This is a genomic window from Amycolatopsis sp. NPDC051128 (assembly GCF_040682715.1).
GTDB lineage: Bacteria > Actinomycetota > Actinomycetes > Mycobacteriales > Pseudonocardiaceae > Amycolatopsis.
Genome location: NZ_JBFBBN010000003.1, coordinates 90480 through 110661, shown reverse-complemented (window position 1 = coordinate 110661; position 20182 = coordinate 90480). Strand labels below are relative to the sequence as shown.

Genomic DNA, 20182 nt, shown 5'->3' with positions numbered 1-20182 from the left:
ATGACGACGAGGGTGGAGGAGAAGGCGATGACGACGTTCTCGGGTGTGGTGCTGGTGGCCGCGCTGGTCGCGGCCGGGTTGATCGCGGGGCTGTTCTACGCCTACGCCTGCTCGGTGATGCCGGGCCTGGCGGGCGGCGACGACAAGACGTTCGTGGAGGCGATGCGCGGGATCAACGTCGCGATCATCAATCCGGTGTTCATGGTGACGTTCCTGGGTGCGCCGCTGCTGGCGGGCGTGGCGGTGTTCCTGAACCTGGGCTCGAGGTCGCTGCCGTGGGTGATCGCGGGGTTCGTGTTCCTGGTGGCGATGCTGGTGATCACCGGCGCGCTGAACATCCCCCTGAACAACGCACTGGAAAGCGGCGGAGACGACTACGCGGCGGTCCGGGCACGGTTCGAGACGGCGTGGGTGCGCTGGAACGTCCTGCGCGCCCTGGTGAGCACGGCGGGCTTCGGATGCCTGGTCGCCGCCGTGCTCACCCGCCGCTGACCGGTCAGCCGGCGATGCGGAAGAGCAGGTCGGTGACCCACCGGGTGGGGTCCGGCACTTCGCGCGGGTTCGTGCGCAGCACCTCCAGGCGGCAGCCCCACTCGTCGCCGTCGGGCCCTTCGCGGCGGTCCCAGGTGACGCCCTCGGCCGCGCCCCAGGCGAGCACCGACTCCGTCGCGGCGGCCAGGCCGTCAGGGGCGCCGACGTAGGTGTCGAGGACGTACCTGCCCGCCGGCAGCTCACCGAGGAAGGCCGGTTCTTCCGGGGTGAATCCGCCCTCGATCGGGACACCGGCCTCGACGGTGAACCGCGTGCCGGGGTGGATGACCCGGTAGCGGAAGAACGGCGCCCCGGCCACGACGCCTTGCGCGGCCACCCCGCCGATGAGCGGCGGGAGGCGGTCGGCGATCCGCGGGAACTCCGGAATTCCGAGGGTGGCGCGCTCGGCGACGTACCGCTGGGCGGGCCGGTCCACTATGGACGGCATCAGGCGGGCTCCTCGAAGGTCAGGATCGGGCGGACCTCGATGCTGCCGTAGGTCGCGGCGGGGTGCTTGGCCGCGATCTCGAGTGCTTCGTCGAGGTCGTCGCACTCGAGGACGACGTAGCCGCCGATCTGTTCCTTGGCCTCGGTGAACGGCCCGTCGGTCAGCAGCACTTCGCCGTCGCGGACGCGGATCGTGGTGGCTTCCGACGGCGGGCGGAGCCCTCCGCCGCCGCGGATCTTGCCGCGGCGTTCCAGGTCCTCGCCCCAGCCGCCGCACCCGTCGTACTGGTGCTCCTCGGCGGTTTCGTCCCCGCAGATCATCAGCAGGTACCGCATTTCAGCGTCCTTTCAGTACTTCGCGCAGCCGCGCGGCGAAGGCTTCCGGTTCGGCGGCGAACCCGCCGTGGTCGCCCGGGAACGGTTGGGCGATCAGGCCGAGATCGGCGGCGAGTCCGAGGCCCGATTCGTGGGCCGGCTGCCCGGCTGATTTCTCTCCGGCGCCCACGACCAGCCGCGCCGACGTCGCCCGGAGCGCGTCGAGATCCGGGTCGTAGGCACCGACGGCCGGCATCAGGTGGCCGAAGAAGTAGGCGAAGTTGCCTTCCCCGCGCGGGTCGAGCGGCGGCGGGGGGTCGATGCCCAAGGTCGCCATGAAGGCGGGGAAGGCCGCGCCGACACCCTGGTCGCGGAAGATCGCGGGAATGTCGGGCCCGGCGAGCGTCTCGGCGGGCAGGTACCGGGTGATCGGTGGTTCGTGCAGCACGACCGTGCGGACGTCACCGGGGTGGCGCAGGACGTGTTCGAGCATCGTGACGGCGCCGCCGCTACTGGCCAGGACGTCCGCGGGCCCGACCTCGGCGAGCAGGCGGTGGACGTCGTCGGCGTGTTCGCGGAGGATCCCCACAGCCGGCGGTTCGCCGTCGAGGGGGCTGCGGGAGAGGCCACGCGGGTCGTAGGTGACCACGGTGTGGTCTTCGGCCAGCAGCGACCGGATGGGCGTGAACACCGTGGCGTCGGCGGGTCCACCCGGGACCAGCAGCAGGACGGGGCCGCCGCCAATGACGTCGTAGGTGATCGTGGCGCCGGGTACGGCGAGGGTGGTCATGGGTTCCTCCGGTGGTCGGGTTCGCCTTCCCGACGATCGGGCTCGTCCGGGACCGACACCGTTTCGGAAATTCTGCGCGTGAGGTAGCGGCGTTCGGCGTCGGTGGGCGCCAGGTCGCGGGCAATGGCGTACCACTGCGCCGCTTCGTCGTGGCGGCCGAGGCGGCGGAGGAAGTCGGCGCGGGTGGCCGGCAGCAGGTGGTAGCCCTCGAGGGCGGTGGTCAGCTCGTCGAGGAGGGCGAGACCGGCGAGCGGGCCGTCGGCCATGCCGACCGCGACCGCGCGGTTGAGCTCGACGACCGGGCTGGGCACGAACTTGCGCAGTTCGCGGTAGAGGCCGGCGATCTGGGCCCAGTCGGTGTCGCCCGCCCGGGCCGCCGTGGCGTGACAGGCGGCGATGGCGGCCTGGATCTGGTACGGCCCGGGGTGACGGCGGCGCAGCGCGGTCTCCAGGATCCCGGTGGCTTCGGTGATCCGCGCGGTGTCCCAGCGGGTGCGGTCCTGCTCTTCGAGGGGGACGAGTTCGCCGTCGGTGCCGACGCGGGTGGCGCGGCGGGCGTGCTGGAGCAGCAGCAGCGCGAGCAGGCCGAGGACCTCGGGTTCGTCGGGCATCAGCTCGGCGAGCACGCGGGTGAGCCGGATGGCTTCGGCGGCGAGGTCGGGGCGGAGCAGGTCGGGGCCGGCGCTGGCGGAGTAGCCCTCGTTGAACGTCAGGTACAGCACGCCGAGCACGGCGGCGGTGCGCTCGGGCAGCAGGTGCGCGGGCGGGACGCGGTAGGGGATGCCGGCGTGGCGGATCTTGCGTTTCACCCGCACCAGCCGTTGCGACATGGTCGCTTCGGGCACGAGGAAGGCGCGGGCGATCTCGGCGGTGCTCAGCCCGGCGAGGGTGCGCAGCGCGAGCGCGACCTGGGCTTCGGTGGCCAGTGCCGGGTGGCAGCAGGTGAAGATGAGCCGCAGCCGGTCGTCGGTCACGCCGCTGTCGTCGAAGCCGGGTTCGTCGGGGTGGTGCGTCAGGGCGGCCTCCCGGAGCTTGGCGGCGCCGGCGGTTTCGCGGCGGATCCGGTCGGTGGCGCGGTTGCGGGCGGCGGTGGTGAGCCAGGCACCGGGCCGGCGCGGGATGCCGTCGCGAGGCCAGGTGCGCAGGGCGAGGGCGAACGCCTCCTGGGCGCATTCCTCGGCGAGGTCCCAGTCGCCGGTGATCCGGATGAGCGTGGCCACGACCTGGCCCCACTCCTCGCGGAAGGCCTCCGCGACCGCGGTCTCGACGTCCACCACCGCTGCTCCTTCCGCCGGTTCACCCTCCCGACGAACGGTCGGGCCCGGGACCGACAGCCGCCGCGTGGCAGGCGCCGAAGCCCTCGGCGCGCATGACGATCCGGCCGCCTTCGACGCGGACGGCCGTTTCGGTGGCGTCGCTGACCGCGGTGACGCCGGTGGCCGCGGCGAGCGCGCCGCCCGCGTCGCAGATGATCCGCAGCCGCGGCCGGGTGGGCGGCGCGATCGCCTGGTCGAGGCAGCCGCGCAGGTCGGCGACGGCGAGGCGGGCCAGCGGGGCGAGCTCGCCGGGGTCGCTGGTGACGAGGACCGCGGTGACGTCCGCGCCGGTGCGGACGGCTTCTTCGAAGGCGGCGGCGCGGTGCAGGCCGAGGACGGTGACGACGCCGTCGCCGGGTCGCACGGGTTCGCCGGTCAGCAGGTTGGTGGCCGTCGGCGGGTGCCACGGTTCGTCGGTGCGGCGGGCCTGGCTCACGATCGGCGGAGTCGAGGGCCACTCGTCGGCGAGGTCCAGGTCCAGCAGGGCGGCGCACGCGGTGACGACGTGGAAGGGCTCGCCGAAGCCGGGCGCGGCGGCGGCGAGCTGGCTCGCGCCGTACAGCGTGGTCAGCGCGGTTTCGGCGACCCGCACCAGGCGCCGTCCCGGGCGGAGGCGTTCGAGGGCGAGCCCGAGCAGGATCGCGTTGACGCGCATGAGCTGCGCGAACGGCCGGCGGGTGTGTTCGTCGGCGAGGATCTCCGGCAGCAGGTCGCGGGCGAGGCGGGCCTCATCGCTGTCGCTGTCGGTGGCCAGGGGGAGCCGGGCGACCCAGGCGCGGGCGAAGGCGGCGAGGGTGTCGGACGCGCTCGGGTGCGGCGGCGGGGCCGCGGGCCGGGGCGCGCGTTCGGCGAGGTCGGCCAGGACGGCGAAGTAGAGGGCCCGCTTGCCGGGGAAGTTGGAGTAGACCGCGCCGCGGGTGAGTTCGGCGCGTTCGGCGATGACGTCGACCTTGGCCTCGCGGAAGCCGCGCCGGGCGAACTCGTCGCGGGCGGCGGCGAGCACCTTCGCGCGGTTGCGTTCCTGGGTCTCCGCCCTGCTGAGCCTGACCATCGTCCTCCTTGCCGTGGTGTCGCGGATCAAGATACCGTGACCACTGAGATGATTAGAACATCTGATTTGAACATCTGGAGTGGTGGATGACCCCCGAGATCGACCTGACCGACCTGAAAGTGCTCACCGACCCCTTCACCGCCTACGACCGGGCGCGGGAGGAGGGCGCGCTGGCCAAGCTGGTGATCCCCGGCTTCGGCCCGTTCTGGGCGCTGACCCGCTACGCCGAGGCCCGGGCGATGCTGAGCGACCCCCGGTTCGAGGTGAACTCCGGCAGCTTCATGCGGCCACCCGGCATCCCCGACCACTGCCTGGAGTACATGCGGACGATGGCCGAGCAGGACGGGCCCGAGCACCTGCGGCTGCGCCGGCTGGTCGCGCCCGCGTTCACGCCGAAGCGGGCCGCGCAGCTGCGGCCGAGGCTGGTGGCGATCACCGGACGACTGCTCGACGAGCTGCCCGCGCACGCCGAGGACGGCGTCGTCGACCTGGTGCCGCACTTCGCGCGGCCGCTGCCGATCGACGTCATCTGCGAGCTGGTCGGCGTTCCGGACGCCGACCGGCCGCGCTGGCGCGAGTACGGCGCCGCGGTGGCCGGCGGGATGGGCCCGGACTTCGCCGCGGCGATCCCGGCGATCATCGAGGGCGCCAAGGGCGCCGTGGCGCGCAGCCGGATCGAGCCGGGTGACGACCTCATCGGCGACCTGGTGCGCGCCCAGGCCGAGGACGGTGACCGGCTCACCGATACCGAGCTGGTCACCCTGGTCTGGCACCTGGTGCTGGGCGGGCAGACGCCGGTGAACCTCATCGCCAACGCCGTCGAAGCCCTGCTCAAGCACCCGGAGCAGCTCGCGGCGCTACGAGCGGAGCCGGCGCTGTGGCCGGGCGCGGTCGAGGAGCTGATGCGCTGGTGCAGCCCGCAGCTGCTGACCACGCCGAGGTTCGCGCGCGAGGACGTCGAGATCGACGGCGAGGTCATCCGCAAGGGCGAGCGGGTGACGGCGGCGATCGTGGCCGCCGACCGTGACCCGCGGGTGTTCGCCGACGCCGACCGCCTCGACGTCACCCGTTCGGGGCCGCCGCAGCTGGGGTTCTCGCACGGCCCGCACTTCTGCCTGGGCGCGTCGATCTCCCGGGTGCAGACGGAGGTGGCGCTGTCGACGCTGTTCGCCCGCTTCCCGGACCTGGCGCTGGCCGTCGACGACGTGCCGCGCGCGCCGGACGGCGGGACCTGGCGGCCGGCGGAGCTACGGCTGGCGCTCTGACACCAGCACCTCGATGCCGTCCAGGACGCGGGCGAGGCCGAAGCGGAAGGCGTGGGCCGGGTCTTCGGCGGCGTTGTGGAACTCGCCCGCGGCCTGGCCGACCCGGGAGGAGAGGGGATAGTGCGCCGCGTCGGCGGCCGGGATGCCGGCCAGGACCGGCGCGGCGCGCTCCCACCACTGCGCGTCGGTCATGCCACTGGAGCGGACCAGGCGGGCGGCCTCGAGCGAGCTGCGCGCGGTGGTCCGGACCAGGCCGGTGACGAGGGCGACCGCAGCGTCCATTTCGACGTCGTCGAGGCCGATGCCCTCGACCGCGCGCAGCTCGTTCTCGTACTTGGCGAAGCTGTTCGGGCCCAGCGCCGAGCGGCTGGTGGCGACCTGCGGCAGCCAGGGGTGGCGGTGGAAGAGCGCCCACTGGTCTTCGGCGATCGCGGTCAGTGCCGCCCGCCAGCCGAGGTCCGGCTCGGGGGCCGCCAGCTCGCCGTGGACGTGGTCGATCATCAGGTCCAGCAGCTCGGCCCGGCCGGGCACGTAGGTGTAGAGCGACATGGCGGCCACGCCGAGGTGCTCGGCGACGTGGCGGATGGTGACCGCGTCGATGGTGCCGGCGTCGGCGAGCGTGATCGCCGCGCGGACGACGTCGGCGGTGGTCAGCTTCGGTTTCGGGCCCCGCCGAGGGAGTGCGGACACGCCCCAGAGCAGCTCGATCGCCCGTCGCGGATCGCCGCCGCCGTTCTCCTCCGTGCTCACGCCGCTCATTCTGCCCACCCAAATCCCGTACGTCGTACAGAGTTGTGCTAACCTCTTCTTCGTACAACGTACAGAGTTTGGGGGAAGATGACTCCGCAGATCCACGCCGAGGGACTTCGCAAGCACTACGGCGACGCGTACGCCCTCGATGGGTTCGACCTCTCCGTCCCGGCCGGCACCCTGTGCGGCCTGCTGGGACCCAACGGTGCGGGCAAGACGACGGCGGTCCGCGTGCTGTCCACGCTGCTGCGCCACGACGGCGGCGTCGCACGGGTGGCCGGGTTCGACGTCGCCACTGAATCAGCGAGAGTGCGCTCGGCGATCGGGCTGGTCGGCCAGCAGGCCGCGGTGGACGAACTGCTGTCCGGGCGGCAGAACCTCGTGCTGTTCGGCCGGCTGCACCACCTGGGCCGACGCGCGGCCGCGCGCCGCGCCGACGACCTCCTGGAGCGGTTCGGCCTGGCGGACACCGGGTCGAAGCCGGTTTCGGCGTACTCCGGCGGGATGCGGCGGCGGCTGGACCTGGCCGCGTCGCTGCTCGCCACGCCGCGGGTGCTGTTCCTCGACGAGCCGACGACCGGGCTCGACCCACGCAGCCGCACCGAGGTCTGGCGGGCGGTGCGGTCCCTGGTCGCCGACGGCACGACCGTGCTCCTCACGACGCAGTACCTGGAGGAGGCCGACCGGCTGGCCGACCGGATCTCGCTGGTCGAGCACGGCCGCGTCATCGCCGAAGGGACCCCGGCCGAGCTGAAGGGCTCGCTCGGGGCGACCCGGATCGAGCTGGTGGTGACCGACCCGGACGTCCTCGCCGCGGCGACGGCGTTGCTCGCCCGCGTCACCGGCGCCGAGCCGGTCACCGAGGAACTCCGGGTGAGCGCGCCCGCGCCGGACGAGGCGTCGGTGCTCACCGACGTCGTCCGCGAGCTGGCCACGGCCGGGCTGGCGGTGGCCGACGTCGCGCTGCGGCGCCCGACGCTGGACGAGGTGTTCCTGCGGCTGACCGGGAAAACGGAGGTGGCCCGATGAGGTGGGCGCTGGAAGACGGGTGGACGCTGACCCAGCGGTACCTCGCGCACCTGGCGCGGCGGCCGGCCCGGCTGGCCACGGTCGTGGCGTTCCCGATCCTGATAATGCTGATCTTCGCCTACCTGCTCGGCGGCGGGATGACCGTGCCCGGCGGCGGCTCCTACCGTGAGTTCCTGATGCCGGGGATGTTCGCGATGACGATGGCGTTCGGGTTGTCCGGGACGATGATCGCGGTGCTGGACGACGCGGCGAAAGGCGTCACCGACCGGTTCCGGTCGCTGCCGATGGCGCCGTCGGCGGTGCTCACCGGGCGGGTGGCGGCGGACCTGGTGAACGCGGTGCTCGCGCTGGCGGTGCTGCTCGGGTGCGGGTTCGCCGTCGGCTGGCGGCCGCACGGCAGCCTCGGCGAGACCCTCGCGGCGCTGGGGCTGCTGCTCCTGCTGCGGACGGCGCTGGTGTTCGCCGGGATCTACCTGGGGCTGCTGACGTCCGATCCGTCGATGGTGACGCTCGCGCAGACGCTGGAGTTCCCGTTCGGGTTCCTCTCCAGCGCGTTCGTGGCGACCTCGACGATGCCGGCGTGGCTGGGAACCGTGGCGGAGTGGAACCCGTTGTCCTCCACGGTGACGGCGGCGCGGGTGCTGTTCGGCAACCCGGGAGCGGCCGGGCAGTCGTGGGTGAGCGCGCACCCGGTGGTGATGGCGGTCGGGTGGCCATTGGTGCTGCTCGCGGTGTTCGTGCCGTTGTCCGTACATCGATACAGGAGGCTGGGGAACTGAACGTCGACTTCGAACCGGGCGAACCACCGCGGACCGGGCAACTGGTGCTCGGTCCACACCGGATGTCCGTTGTGGACGGGCTCGCGGAACTGCTGGCCACGGCCGATCCCGACCCGTCCGCGGTGTTCTGGACGACGGCGGCGAAGGCCGCGCTGCGGCTGGTCGCCGCGGGTCGGCTGCTGCCCGGCGTCACCGCGGCCGGGCACGACGCCTGGCGCGTCGGGCCGCTCGAACCGGGTGAAGCCGCGTGGCTGCGGGAGCTGGCGGCCGCGATGCCGCCGGACGAGCGGGCCCCGGGTCCGCTGCTGCGGGCCTTCCTCGACGCCGTCGCCGACACGCTGCCCCGCACGCCCGCCGCGGCGAAGGCGGCCGGGACGCGGTTGTTCGCCGCGGTCGCGCCGCAGCGGGCGGAGGCGGTGCGCGACTGGGCGGACGAGCTGGCCGCGGGCCTCGACTCGGGAATCCGGGTTTCGCTGCGCGTGGAAGCGCCCGGCGGATTCGACGCCGGCCGCTACCGCGCCGTGGTGCAGGTGCACAGCCTCGCCGACCCGGGGCAGCTCGCCGACGCGACCGAACTGTGGGCCACCGGCCGGTTCGGGCCGCGGGCCCGCATCGACGTCGTGCTGGCGCTGCGGCGGGGCGCGCAGGTGTGGCCGGCGCTGGGCCCGCTGCTCACTTCGGCCGTGCCGGACGAGCTGGCCCTCGGTGAGGACGACGTGAGCGAGCTGGTCGCGGCCGCGGCGCCGCGGCTGGCGGCGGCCGGGATCGACGTGCACTGGCCGGCCGAGCTGGCGGGTTCGCTGACCGCGCGGGCCGTGGTGAGCGCCGGGGACGCGCCGGCCGACCTGCCGTCGTTCTTCGGCGGTGGGCGGGCGCTGGCGTTCGACTGGCAGCTCGCCCTGGGCGGCGAGGTGCTGACCGAAGCGGAGCTGGACGCGCTCGCCGAGGCCCGCCGTCCGGTGGTGCGGCTGCGGGACCGGTGGGTGCTGGTCGATCCGGCGCTGGCGGCGAAGGCGCGGGACCGGTCGCTCAAGCCGCTCACCCCGGTCGACGCCCTCGGCGCCGTGCTGTCCAGCAGCACCGAGGTCGACGGCGAGCAGGTCGAAGTCGTCACCGAGGGGTGGCTGGCGCGGCTGCGGGAACGGCTGTCCGGGCCGCCGGAACCGGAGGCGCCGCCGGCCGGGCTGGCCGCGTCCCTGCGCGACTACCAGCTGCGCGGGCTGCAGTGGCTGGCCACCGTCACCGGGCTGGGCCTCGGCGGCTGTCTCGCCGACGACATGGGCCTGGGCAAGACGGTCACGCTGATCGCGCTGCACCTGCACCGGGCGTCCGGGCCGACCTTGGTGGTGTGCCCGGCATCGCTGCTGGGCAACTGGGAACGCGAGATCCGGCGGTTCGCTCCCGGCGTGCCGGTGCGGCGCTTCCACGGCAGCGCCCGGTCCCTCGACGACGTCGACGGGTTCGTGCTGACCACCTACGGCACACTGCGCACCGACCCCGCGCCGCTGGCCGGGGTGCGGTGGGGGCTGCTGGTCGCCGACGAGGCCCAGCACGTCAAGAACCACCGGTCGGGCACGGCGAAGGCGTTGCGGCTGGTGCCCGCGGCCGCGCGGGTGGCGCTGACCGGCACCCCGGTGGAGAACACCCTCGCGGAGCTGTGGGCGATCCTGGACTGGACGGCGCCGGGGCTGCTCGGGTCGCTGACCGAGTTCCGGGCCCGCTGGGCGAAGCCGATCGAAGCCGGGGACGCGGCCGCGGCCGAGCGGCTTTCGCGGTTGCTGCGGCCGTTCCTGCTGCGACGGCGCAAGTCCGATCCGGGGATCGCGCCGGAGCTGCCGGCGAAGACCGAGACCGACCGGCCGGTGGCGCTCAGCCCCGAACAGGCGGCGCTGTACGAGGCGGTCGTGCGGGAGATGATGGCCGACATCGCCGAAAGCGACGGGATGGCGCGACGCGGGAGGATCGTCAAGCTGCTGACCGCGCTGAAGCAGATCTGCAACCACCCGGCGCAGTACCTGAAAGCCGTGTCTCCGGAAGAGGGCGGCGGCCGCTCGGGCAAGCTGGAGCTGCTCGACGAGCTGCTGGACACGATCCTCGCCGAAGGTGGCGCGGTGCTGGTGTTCACCCAGTACGTCGCCATGGCCCGGCTGCTGGAGAAGCACCTGGCCGCGCGCGGGATCGGCACGCAGTTGCTGCACGGCGGCACGCCGGTGGCCCGCCGCGAAGACCTGGTGGCCCGGTTCCAGGCCGGCGAGGTGCCGGTGTTCCTGTTGTCGCTGAAGGCGGCCGGCACCGGGCTGAACCTGACCCGCGCCGACCACGTCGTGCACTTCGACCGCTGGTGGAACCCGGCGGTGGAGGACCAGGCGACCGACCGGGCGTACCGGATCGGGCAGACCCGGCCGGTGCAGGTGCACCGGCTCGTCACCGAAGGCACGGTCGAAGACCGGATCGCGGCGATGCTGCGGGAGAAGCGGGCACTGGCCGACGCGGTGCTGGCCGGCGGCGAAGCCGCGTTGACCGAACTGTCGGACAACGAGCTCGCGGAGCTCGTCGAGCTGAGGAGCCGCGGATGAGCGACGAACGGGTACGCGGGTTCCCCGCCTTCGGGGTCACCGGGGCGCGCGGGCGGTTCGCGAGGTCGTGGTGGGGCCGGGCCTGGCTGAGCGCGATGGAGGACACCGCGCTGGACCAGCGTCAGCTCAAGCAGGGCCGCAAGTACGCCGCGGCCGGGCTGGTCGGGCCGATCACGGTGAGCCCGGGCCGGATCGCGGCGGTGGTCGACGACGTCGACGGCGGCCCGTTCCGGACCGAGCTGCGGCTGGCGGAACTGTCCGAAGCGGACTGGACGCGGTTCCTCGACCGGGTCGCGTCGCGCGCGGGGCACCTGGCGGCACTGCTGGACCGGGACATGCCCCACGATCTCGTCGAGGCAGCCGACGACGCGGGCGTCCACCTGCTGCCCGTGATCGGCGACCTCGATCCGGAGTGCGACTGCCCGGGCTGGGAGCTGCCCTGCAAGCATGCGGCGGCGTTGTCGTTCCAGGCGTCGTGGCTGCTGGACGCGGACCCGTTCGTGCTGCTGCTGATGCGGGGCAAGGGCGAGCGCGAGATCCGCGAGGAGCTGGAGAGCCGCACCGCGCCGCGGGAGGACTTCGCCGCCGAGGACCGGACGCCGGGGGAGCTGCCGGACCTGGCCGGCTTCCAGCCGGCGGGCGCCCCGTCGATTCCCGCCGCGCCCGGCGTGCCCGCCGAAGCCTTCGCCCTGCTGACCGCCAACGCTACGGCGCAGGCGAAGGCGTTGCTGGCGGGGGAGCCGTGGCCGGGACGGCGGCACGACGCGGTGCGGCTGGCCGCGGAGTTCCCTTCGGTCGCCGGGCGGCTCGGCGACGGGCCCGGCTTCCGGCGGGCGGTCGCGGCCTGGACCTACGGCGGACGTGCCGGTCTCGAAGTCCTCGACGCGCCGTGGACGCCACCGAAAACCGCACTGGCGGCCGCGCGCGCCGCGCTCGCCGACGTCACGGACGAGGAACCGGTGTTCGACCGCAACCACTGCACGGTCGGCGGGATGCAGGTGCGGCTGGACCACCAGGGCCAATGGCACCCGTACCGGCTCGACGGCGACGCGTGGTGGCCCGCGGGGACGCCGGAGACCGACCCAGGGCTGCTGCTGGGCTGAAAACGCCGGGATTCCCGGTATCCAGCGCGGTACTCGTTGTCTCCTGACCCCTGACGGCGGGTTCCGCCGGACTACTGGGGGTGCGGGCGCGCGGGGCTCCTCCCGCGCGCCCGCCCGTTTTGTCGGTGCCCGGCGCTAGCGTCGCGCGCATGGATCCCCTTTCCGCCGACCTGCGCCGGTACCTGCAGGAGTCCCGTGACAGCCTGCTCGCGTCGCTGTCCGGGCTGAGTGAGTACGACATCCGCCGTCCGATGACGCCGACGGCGACCAACCTCCTGGGCCTGGTCAAGCACGTCACCGGGGGTGAGCTCGGCTACCTCGGTGACTGCGTGGGCCGCCCGGCCCCGGTCACGCTGCCGTGGGTGGCGGACGGGTCGATCTGGGACAGCGCCGACATGTGGGCCACCGCCGAGCAGACCCGCGAAGAACTCGTCGAGCTGTACCGGACCGCGTGGCGGCACTCCGACGAGTCGATCGAACTGCTGCCGCTCGACGCGCCGGCCTCGGTGCCGTGGTGGCCGGAGGAGCGCCGGAAGACGACGTTCGGCTCGCTGCTCGTGCGGGTCGTGGCCGAGACCGCGCACCACGCGGGCCACGCCGACATCCTCCGCGAGCTGATCGACGGCCATCCGGGCGCCGACCACGACGACATCGGCGACCAGGCCTGGTGGGACCGGTACCGCGCCCGGGTCCAGGAGGCGGCCGACCACCACCGCTAGCCGCGCGTCCGAGGTTGGTCGACCGCCGCCCAGTCTTGACGACATGAGCGAGCCGTTCGCGGTGCGTCGCCGCGGCCGCGAAACAGGGCCTACCCGACCGGTGTGACCGCGTAGTCCTTGACCCGCATCGAGTCGTGCATCCGCACCCCTCCGGTGTTGAGCTTCGCGAGCGCCGTCGTGAGCCCGGCCGGCAGGGCGGAGACCAGCTGGCCGCCGCGGGCCAGTGCCCACGTCCCGGTGCGGGAGGCAGGGATCAGGCGCCGCGCGGCGCCGACCGCGAACGCCCGGCTCTGCCGCACCAGCTCGCCCATTTCCCGTTCGTAGGCGGCGAAGGCGCGCTCGTGGTCCCCGCCCGCCGCGGCCAGCTCGCCGGCCAGGACGTACGCGCCGAGCACCGCGAGGCTGGTGCTGCCGCCGACGGCCGGGCCGGGGCAGTAACCGGCGTCGCCGACGAGGGTGACCCGGCCGCGTGACCAGGTGTCCAGCGTCAGCTGGGTGATCGAGTCGAAGTAGAACGGGCCCGCGCCGTCCAGCTCGGCCAGCCAGCCGTCGACCTGCGGGTGCAGCCCGGCAAACGCTTCCCGCAGCAGCTGCTTCTGCCGCGGGAGGTCGCGGTGGTGGTAGTCGAGTGGCTCGTCGCGGCGGAACAGGAACACCGCGCGCGCCTCGGACATGTGCCGGGCGCTGTAGATGCCCGTGGTGCGGCCGACGCCGAGGTGCATGACGGTCTCGCCGTCGAGGCCGAGGGAGTCCGGCAGGGACAGGACGGCCAGGTAGGCCCCGATGAACTTCGTCAGCCCGGCCTCCTCGCCGAACACCAGGCGCCGCACGTTCGAGTGCAGCCCGTCGGCCCCGACGACGACGTCGAACCGGCGCGGCGCGGCCTGTTCGAAGGTGACTTCGCCGTCGGGGGAGATGGCGGTGATCGAGTCGCCGAACAGGTATTCGACGTCGTCGCGGCCGGCGTCGTAGTAGATCTCGCTGAGGTCGTCGCGCATGACCTCGACGTGCCGGTCCGACGTGGCGCGGAAGATCTTCGCCAGGTCGATCCGCACGGGCCGCCGGACGCCTTCCCGGTGGAGCGTCAGCCGGGTCGTGCCGGTGGCGAGCGCCTCGACGCGGGGCAGCACGCCCATCCGTTCGGTGATGTCCATGGCCGGCCGGAACAGGTCGACCGCGTGGCCGCCGGTCTTCCGCAGCGCCGGCGCGCGCTCGACGACCGTGACGTCGAAGCCGTGCCTGGCCAGCCAGTACGCCAGCACCGGACCCGCGATGCTGGCGCCGGAGACGAGAACCCGCATGAGAACCTCCCTGACTTAACGGTAGGTAAGTTGTACCACAGCTCCTTACCTATCGTTAAGTCAGTTATGCTGGGGCCGTGCCGAAACCCTCCGACACCAAGCAACGCATCCAGGACGCCGCCCGAGAGCTCTTTGCGAGCCAAGGGGTGCAGCGCACCAGCCTGCAGGACATCGCCGACCGGCTGGGCATCACCAAGCCCGCGCTCTACTACCACTTCCCCTCGCGCGACGACCTGGTCCGCAGCATCATCCAGCCACTGCTCGACGACGGCGAGAGGTTCCTCCTCGACCAGGAGGCCCGCGGCGACACCCCGGTGCGAGAGCTGATCGAGGGGTTCTTCGACTTCAACTACCGGCACCGCGCGCCCGTCATCATGCTGCTGGCCGAGCTGCCGACCCTGGCCGACCTCGGGCTCATCGACAAGGTGCTGGGCTGGCGCACCCGGCTGACCACGCTGATCTGCGGCCCCGAGCCCACGCTCGAGCAATCCGCCCGCGCCGTCCTCGCCCTGGGCGGCCTGCAGGACGTCTGCATGCAGTTCCCCGACGCCCCCGCCGAAGAACTGAAAGCCGCCGCGGTCGCGGGCGCCCTCGACGCCCTCGGCCACTAGCGCCGGCCCCGGGCAAAACTTTTCCGAAATTGGTGTGCTCCGGGTGTCGAGAACGTCGCGACGGCTCCGTCCCAGGCACATCAGCGGCCAGGACGGGCCGCACCGGAGAAGGAGGAACCGTGCAGCCGAACGAGATCACCGAGGTCCTGAACCGGCCGCTCAGCCAGGAACTCCTGGCCCGCGACCTCACGCGCCTGGCCTACGTCGCCAAGGACGGCACCCCGCGCAGCGTGCCGATCGCGTTCACCTGGAACGGCTCGGAGATCGTCCTGTGCACGTCGAAGAACGCCCCGAAGCTGGCGGCCCTGCGCGCGAACCCGGCGGTCGCCCTGACCATCGATACCGAAGTACACCCGCCCAAGATCCTGCTCATCCGCGGCCGGGCCGAACTGGACGTCGTCGACGGCATCCCGGCGGAGTACCTCCAGATGAACGGCAGCTACGAGATGACGGCCGAGCAGCGGGTCGAATGGGAGGCGGAGGTGCGGTCGCTCTACGACGGCATGGTCCGGATCGTCGTGACCCCGACGTGGGCGAAGCTGATCGACTTCGAGACGACCCTGCCCAGCGCGGTCGAGGAACTGGTCCGGCAGCGGGCCGAACGTCAGAACGCCTGAAGACCCCCACCACATCCAAGGAGACCACGATGCCCAAGTACCTGCTGCTCAAGCACTACCGCGGCGCGCCGGCGGCGGTCAACGACGTGCCGATGGACCAGTGGACACCGGAGGAGGTTTCGGCCCACATGCGGTACATGAAGGACTTCGGCGCCCGGCTCGAGAGCACCGGCGAGTTCGTCGAACACCAGGCGCTCTCCCCGGAGGGCACCTTCGTCCGCTATGGCGGCGAGGGGAAGCCGCCGGTCACCGACGGCCCGTTCGCGGAGACCAAGGACCTGATCGCCGGCTGGGCGATCATCGACGTCGAGACCTACGAGCGGGCGCTCGAGCTGGCCGCCGAGCTGTCCGCGGCGCCGGGCGCGGGCGGGAAGCCGATCCACGAGTGGCTCGAGATACGCCCGTTCCTGACCGCGCCCCCGACCATCACGGAGTGACGCACGGTGGACGAAGCGCTGCTGCGGACCCTCACCCCCGCCGTGACCAGCGTCCTCGTCCGGCGCGGAGCGGACTTCGCGACGGCCGAGGACGCCGTTCAGGACGCCCTGGTCGAAGCCGTGCGGGTGTGGCCGGACGACCCGCCCCGGGACGCCAAGGGCTGGCTGGTCACCGTGGCGTGGCGCAAGTTCCTCGACGTCACCCGCGCCGAGACCGCCCGGCGCGACCGCGAGCTCCGTCTCGAGAGCGAGCCCGAGCCCGGCCCTGCCGAGGCGGGAGACGACACACTGCAGCTCTACTTTCTGTGCGCGCACCCGTCCCTCAGCCCGGCCGCGGCCGTCGCGCTCACGCTCCGCGCGGTCGGCGGGCTGACCACACGGCAGATCGCGCAGGCCTATCTCGTGCCGGAAGCGACCATGGCCCAGCGCATCAGCCGGGCCAAGCGAACCGTCGCGGGCGTCCGGTTCACCCGGCACGGCGACGTCGCCACCGTGCTACGCGTGCTCTACCTCGTCTTCAACGAGGGCTATGGCGGCAACATCGATTTGGCCGCCGAAGCGATCCGGCTCACCCGCCGGCTGGCGGCCCAGACCCACCACGAGGAGGTCGCGGGCCTGCTCGCGCTCATGCTGCTCCACCACGCCCGGCGGCCGGCGCGGACCGATCCCGACGGCAGGCTCGTGCCGCTCGCCGAGCAGGACCGCGGCCGATGGGACACCCGCCTGATCGCCGAGGGGGTCGACGTGCTCCAAGCCGCCCTGGCCCGCGACCGCCTCGGGGAGTACCAGGCCCAGGCCGCCATCGCCGCCCTGCACGCCGACGCCCGGACCGCCGAGGAGACCGACTGGGTGCAGATCGTCGAGTGGTACGACGAACTGGTGCGGCTCACCGGCAGCCCGGTGGCCCGCCTCAACCGGGCCGTCGCGGTCGGCGAGGCCAACGGCCCGCGGGCCGGTCTGACCGCACTGGCGGAGCTCGATCCCGCCCTGCCACGCCACACCGCGGTCGCCGCCTACCTCCACGAGCGTGACGGTGACCCGGTGACCGCGGCCCGGCTCTACGCCGAAGCGGCCCGGTCCGCCGCCAGCCTTCCCGAACGCGAGCACCTCACACGGCAGGCGGCCCGGCTCAACGCGCAGCTGCGCGGCGAACCGGGCTAACGCACCTGGGCCCGCTCGATGATCGCGCCCGTGTCCACTCCGGCCGGCAGCGTGCCGAACGCGATGCCCCAGTCGCCGCCGAAGCGGGACGCGCAGAACGCGTCCGCCACCGCCGGGTGGCCGTGGCGCACCAGCAGCGATCCCTGCAGCACCAGCGCCATCGCCTCGACCAGCCGCCGCGCCCGGTACTCGATCCCGGTCAGGTCGGTCAGCTCCTTGCGGACGCGGCCGACGGCGTCGTCCAGCCGCGCGTCGCCACCGGCCGCCTGCTCGACCTCGGCGAAGAACGCCGCCACCGCCTCCGGCTGCTTGCCCATCGCGCGCAACGCGTCCAGCGCGGCGACGTTGCCCGAGCCTTCCCAGATCGACGACAGCGGCGCCTCGCGGTAGAGCCGCGGCATGCCGGACTCCTCGACGTAGCCGTTGCCACCGAAGCACTCCAGCGCCTCGGCCGCGTGCATCGGCGCGCGCTTGCACACCCAGTACTTCGACACCGCCAGCCCGAGCCGCCGGAACGCCTGCTCCTGCTCGTCGCCGGACCGGTCGCCGGCCGCGGCCAGCCGCATCGCCACCGTCGTCGCCGCTTCGGACTCGAGCACCAGGTCGGCCAGGACGTTCGCCATCAGCGGCTGGTCCACCAGCGCCTTCCCGAACGCGTGCCGGTGGGTCGCGTGGTGGATCGCCCGCACCGCCCCCAGCCGCATGCCCGACGCGCTGCCGAGCACGCAGTCCAGGCGGGTGTTGTTGACCATCTCGATGATCGTGCGGACCCCGCGGCCCTCCTCGCCGACCAGCCACCCCACCGCGTGGTCGTACTCGATCTCCGACGACGCGTTCGACCGGTTGCCCAGCTTGTCCTTCAGCCGCTGCAGCCGGATCGGGTTGCGCGAGCCGTCCGGCAGCACCCGGGGGAGCAGGAAGCAGGAAAGCCCGCCCGGCGCCTGGGCGAGCGTGAGGAACAGGTCCGACATCGGCGCCGAGGTGAACCACTTGTGCCCGACGAGGGTATAGCTCCCGTCCGCCGACGGCGTCGCCGTCGTCGTGTTCGCCCGCACGTCGGAACCACCCTGCTTCTCGGTCATCGACATGCCCGCGATCAGGCCGCGCTTGGTACTGGGCTCCCGCAGCCCGAAGTCGTACTCGGTCGCCGCCAGCAGCGGCTCGTACCGCGCCGCCAGCTCCGGATTCGCTCGCAGCGCCGGGATTGCCGCGTACGTCATCGAAATCGGGCAGCTGTGCCCGGCCTCGACCTGACCCCACGCGTAGAACTTCGCCGCCCGGGCCGCGTGCGCCCCTTCGCGCGGGTCCTGCCACGGCGTCCCGTGCAGCCCGTGCGACACCGCCACCGTCATCAGCTCGTGCCAGTACGGGTGGAACTCGACCTCGTCGATCCGGTGGCCGTAGCGGTCGTGCGTGCGCAGCACCGGCTCGTTCTCGTTGACCAGCCGGCCCCACTCCTGGGCCTGTTCGCTCCCGGCCAGCCGCCCCAGCTCGTGCAGCTCGCCGGCGGCCCAGCCCGCACCCGCCCGCTCCAGCCCGGCCAGCAACGCCGGGTCGTCGGCGACGTCGTGGCCCGCCAGCGGCGGGACCTGGTTGGTGACCTCATGCGTGGCGGGCATCGGAACCTCCTAGAGCGCGGACGACGAACGTGCGAAGCTCGGCGACGTCACCGGCGTTCCCACTGGTCAACGGGCCGATCAAGACTTCGGCGGCGGCACCAACCAGCGCGGCGGCGGTCAGCCGGCCGTCCTGCGGCGGCAGCGCGCCCGCGCGCACCCCGGCCGCGATGTGCGCGGCGACCACCTCGGTGAACGCCCGCCGGAACTCGAGCCGCTCGGCGTCGATCAACGCGTCGACCGGCTCGGCGAGCAACGCGTACGCCTGCCGCGGCGCCTTCAGCGCGCGCTGCGCGAACGTCTCGAACACGGCCAGGACCCGTTCGACGGGCTCACCCGGCTCCGCCGACGCCGCCCGGACCGCCTCGACCTCCCGCGTCACGACCTGCCGGAACACGTGCACCACCAGGTCGGCCTTGGTGGGGAAGTGGCGGTAGACGCTGCCAACGGCCACCCCGGCGCCCTCGGCGACCGCCGCGACGGAACATCCGCTGTAGCCGTGCTCGGCCAGCCGGCGCGTCGCCGCGGCGACGATCGTCTCGCGCTGCGCGTCCAGGCGTTCCTGCACCTTCGGGGTGCGGCGGTAGGGCACGTCAAGAAGTGAAGCACCGATTCATTACTTCAGTCAACGCTGTGCCGATCAACGCTGTGCCGATCAACGCTGTGCCGATCAACGCTCGAGCAGCCGCTTCGCGCCCCGCACCTCGGCCTCGACGTCGGCCCGCAGCTTCCGCCGCAGGATCGGTTCGGCCAGCCAGCGCAGGGGAGCGGCGAACCCGAACGCGATCCGGCGCCGCACCCGGATCCCGCCGTCCACCGGCAGACACTCGAAGCGGGCTTCGAACGTCGAGAGCCGGCGCGCGAGCCGGTTCTCCGGCCGGTCGGGAAGCTGGACGTCCACCCGCTCACCCGGCGTCAGCGTCATCCTGGACACGACCTTCGGCCCCGGGCCCAGCCCCGGCAGCGCCGAACGGAACCGGAACTCGGTGACGTCCCCTTCCCGGCGCACCCAGTCGATCGGGCCCAGCTTGCGGTCGACCTCCGCGTACCGCCGTGGGTCCATGACCAGCGCGAGAAAGGCGTCCGGAGTGCACGACACGGTCTCTTCGACAGTCACTTCAACCATAGAAAGAGAGTAGTTTCTCACTATGGCTCGGACAACCCCCGGCGTGACCCGCCGCCGCATCCTCGACGAAGCCGTCCACCTCTTCGCCACCCGTGGCTACGACACCACCTCCGTCGCCGACATCCAGACCGCCTGCGGCCTCAACCCCGGCAGCGGCGCGCTCTACAAGCACTTCCCGTCCAAAGCGGCACTCCTCGAGGCAGCGGTCCACGACAACCTCGCGCGCTTGGCCGCCCGCACCGCCGAAACCGCCGACGCCCAGCTACCGGACGACCCCCGCGAGGCACTGCGCGTCCTCGCCGACGTCGTCTGGACGTTCATGGCCGCCGATCGCGACCTCATCCGCCTGATGATCCGCGAATTCACCGGCTTCCCCGATCTGTTCGAGCGGATGTGGCAGGGTGTCGTCGCCACCGTCTACCGCCGCGGCACGGAGTGGATCACGACACTGCGGGACCAGGGGAGGTCCCGGGTGGCCGACCCGGAAGCCACCGCCGCCGTCCTGGTCGCGTCGCTGACCTACTACCCGATCCTCGACATCCTCATCGGACACACCCCGGGCGACCTCGCCCCGGACCGCTTCCTCGCCGCGTGGATCGACCACGCGCTCGCCGCCCTCGATCTCACTTCCCCCTGATCACG

Annotated in this window: 22 protein-coding genes; 12 read left to right on the top strand and 10 right to left on the bottom strand. The window is 72.9% G+C overall.

What is annotated here, in order from left to right; genetic code table 11:
* Window positions 1–492, top strand: coding sequence for an anthrone oxygenase family protein (locus tag AB0M82_RS04545; protein ID WP_364717672.1), 492 nt, complete (start codon window positions 1–3; stop codon window positions 490–492).
* Between the two features lie 4 nt (window positions 493–496).
* On the opposite strand, the gene AB0M82_RS04540 is transcribed toward AB0M82_RS04545, so the two are convergent.
* From AB0M82_RS04540 to AB0M82_RS04520, 5 genes are read right to left on the bottom strand one after another with little or no spacing between them, the layout of a single operon-like run.
* Window positions 497–979, bottom strand: coding sequence for a GyrI-like domain-containing protein (locus tag AB0M82_RS04540; protein ID WP_364717671.1), 483 nt, complete (start codon window positions 977–979; stop codon window positions 497–499).
* Window positions 979–1314 (bottom strand): YciI family protein, encoded by a 336-nt coding sequence (locus AB0M82_RS04535; protein WP_364717670.1) that lies wholly within the window; start codon window positions 1312–1314, stop codon window positions 979–981. Before AB0M82_RS04535 ends, AB0M82_RS04540 begins: the two co-directional genes overlap by 1 nt.
* 1 nt (window position 1315) lies before the next feature.
* Window positions 1316–2083, bottom strand: a complete 768-nt coding sequence (locus tag AB0M82_RS04530; RefSeq protein ID WP_364717668.1) for an alpha/beta hydrolase — start codon at window positions 2081–2083, stop codon at window positions 1316–1318.
* Entirely contained in the window at window positions 2080–3357 is a 1278-nt protein-coding gene (locus AB0M82_RS04525) for an RNA polymerase sigma factor (protein ID WP_364718020.1), read from the bottom strand. The genes AB0M82_RS04530 and AB0M82_RS04525 overlap by 4 nt, the downstream gene beginning before the upstream one ends.
* 22 nt (window positions 3358–3379) lie before the next feature.
* On the bottom strand, window positions 3380–4450 hold the full coding sequence (locus AB0M82_RS04520) for a TetR/AcrR family transcriptional regulator (RefSeq protein ID WP_364717666.1): 1071 nt from the start codon (window positions 4448–4450) through the stop codon (window positions 3380–3382).
* An 86-nt stretch (window positions 4451–4536) separates the two neighbouring features.
* Between AB0M82_RS04520 and AB0M82_RS04515 the strand changes: the two genes are divergently transcribed.
* The gene (locus AB0M82_RS04515) at window positions 4537–5715 is read left to right on the top strand and encodes a cytochrome P450 (RefSeq protein WP_364717664.1); all 1179 of its coding nucleotides are present in this window, start codon (window positions 4537–4539) and stop codon (window positions 5713–5715) included.
* On the opposite strand, the gene AB0M82_RS04510 is transcribed toward AB0M82_RS04515, so the two are convergent.
* Entirely contained in the window at window positions 5698–6474 is a 777-nt protein-coding gene (locus AB0M82_RS04510) for a TetR/AcrR family transcriptional regulator C-terminal domain-containing protein (RefSeq protein WP_364717663.1), read from the bottom strand. The genes AB0M82_RS04515 and AB0M82_RS04510 overlap by 18 nt on opposite strands.
* A gap of 78 nt (window positions 6475–6552) precedes the next feature.
* Here AB0M82_RS04510 and AB0M82_RS04505 point away from each other — a divergent pair, with 78 nt between their 5' ends.
* The 5 genes from AB0M82_RS04505 (at window position 6553) to AB0M82_RS04485 (ending at window position 12671) form a co-directional block, all read left to right on the top strand.
* A complete protein-coding gene (locus AB0M82_RS04505) occupies window positions 6553–7494 on the top strand; it encodes an ATP-binding cassette domain-containing protein (protein WP_364717661.1) in 942 nt (313 codons plus the stop codon).
* Complete coding sequence (locus AB0M82_RS04500) at window positions 7491–8273, top strand: ABC transporter permease (protein WP_364717659.1); 783 nt, start codon at window positions 7491–7493, stop codon at window positions 8271–8273. The genes AB0M82_RS04505 and AB0M82_RS04500 overlap by 4 nt, the downstream gene beginning before the upstream one ends.
* Before the next feature lie 62 nt (window positions 8274–8335).
* Window positions 8336–10849: a DEAD/DEAH box helicase gene (locus AB0M82_RS04495; RefSeq protein WP_364717658.1), complete on the top strand. Its 2514-nt coding sequence runs from the start codon at window positions 8336–8338 to the stop codon at window positions 10847–10849.
* Entirely contained in the window at window positions 10846–11952 is a 1107-nt protein-coding gene (locus tag AB0M82_RS04490) for an SWIM zinc finger family protein (protein WP_364717656.1), read from the top strand. The genes AB0M82_RS04495 and AB0M82_RS04490 overlap by 4 nt, the downstream gene beginning before the upstream one ends.
* 149 nt (window positions 11953–12101) lie before the next feature.
* Window positions 12102–12671 carry a DinB family protein gene (locus AB0M82_RS04485; protein WP_364717655.1) on the top strand — a complete coding sequence of 190 codons (570 nt, stop codon included), beginning with the start codon at window positions 12102–12104 and terminating at the stop codon, window positions 12669–12671.
* Window positions 12672–12760: 89 nt separating this feature from the next.
* On the opposite strand, the gene AB0M82_RS04480 is transcribed toward AB0M82_RS04485, so the two are convergent.
* A complete protein-coding gene (locus tag AB0M82_RS04480; protein WP_364717654.1) occupies window positions 12761–13972 on the bottom strand; it encodes an FAD-dependent monooxygenase in 1212 nt (403 codons plus the stop codon).
* A 77-nt stretch (window positions 13973–14049) separates the two neighbouring features.
* On the opposite strand from AB0M82_RS04480, the gene AB0M82_RS04475 reads away from it, so the two are divergent.
* From AB0M82_RS04475 to AB0M82_RS04460, 4 genes are all read left to right on the top strand, one after another.
* A complete protein-coding gene (locus AB0M82_RS04475) occupies window positions 14050–14583 on the top strand; it encodes a TetR/AcrR family transcriptional regulator (protein ID WP_364717653.1) in 534 nt (177 codons plus the stop codon).
* A 119-nt stretch (window positions 14584–14702) separates the two neighbouring features.
* Entirely contained in the window at window positions 14703–15200 is a 498-nt protein-coding gene (locus AB0M82_RS04470) for a pyridoxamine 5'-phosphate oxidase family protein (protein WP_364717652.1), read from the top strand.
* A 29-nt stretch (window positions 15201–15229) separates the two neighbouring features.
* A complete protein-coding gene (locus AB0M82_RS04465; protein WP_364717651.1) occupies window positions 15230–15637 on the top strand; it encodes a YciI family protein in 408 nt (135 codons plus the stop codon).
* Between the two features lie 6 nt (window positions 15638–15643).
* The gene (locus AB0M82_RS04460) at window positions 15644–16798 is read left to right on the top strand and encodes a DUF6596 domain-containing protein (protein ID WP_364717650.1); all 1155 of its coding nucleotides are present in this window, start codon (window positions 15644–15646) and stop codon (window positions 16796–16798) included.
* Here the strand turns inward: AB0M82_RS04460 and AB0M82_RS04455 are convergent.
* From AB0M82_RS04455 to AB0M82_RS04445, 3 genes are all read right to left on the bottom strand, one after another.
* The gene (locus AB0M82_RS04455) at window positions 16795–18417 is read right to left on the bottom strand and encodes an acyl-CoA dehydrogenase family protein (RefSeq protein ID WP_364717649.1); all 1623 of its coding nucleotides are present in this window, start codon (window positions 18415–18417) and stop codon (window positions 16795–16797) included. The genes AB0M82_RS04460 and AB0M82_RS04455 overlap by 4 nt on opposite strands.
* On the bottom strand, window positions 18401–19006 hold the full coding sequence (locus tag AB0M82_RS04450; protein ID WP_364717648.1) for a TetR/AcrR family transcriptional regulator: 606 nt from the start codon (window positions 19004–19006) through the stop codon (window positions 18401–18403). Before AB0M82_RS04450 ends, AB0M82_RS04455 begins: the two co-directional genes overlap by 17 nt.
* Before the next feature lie 78 nt (window positions 19007–19084).
* Entirely contained in the window at window positions 19085–19540 is a 456-nt protein-coding gene (locus AB0M82_RS04445) for an SRPBCC family protein (protein WP_364717647.1), read from the bottom strand.
* 22 nt (window positions 19541–19562) lie between these two features.
* Here AB0M82_RS04445 and AB0M82_RS04440 point away from each other — a divergent pair, with 22 nt between their 5' ends.
* Window positions 19563–20177, top strand: a complete 615-nt coding sequence (locus tag AB0M82_RS04440; protein ID WP_364717646.1) for a TetR/AcrR family transcriptional regulator — start codon at window positions 19563–19565, stop codon at window positions 20175–20177.
* Window positions 20178–20182 lie beyond the last annotated feature (5 nt).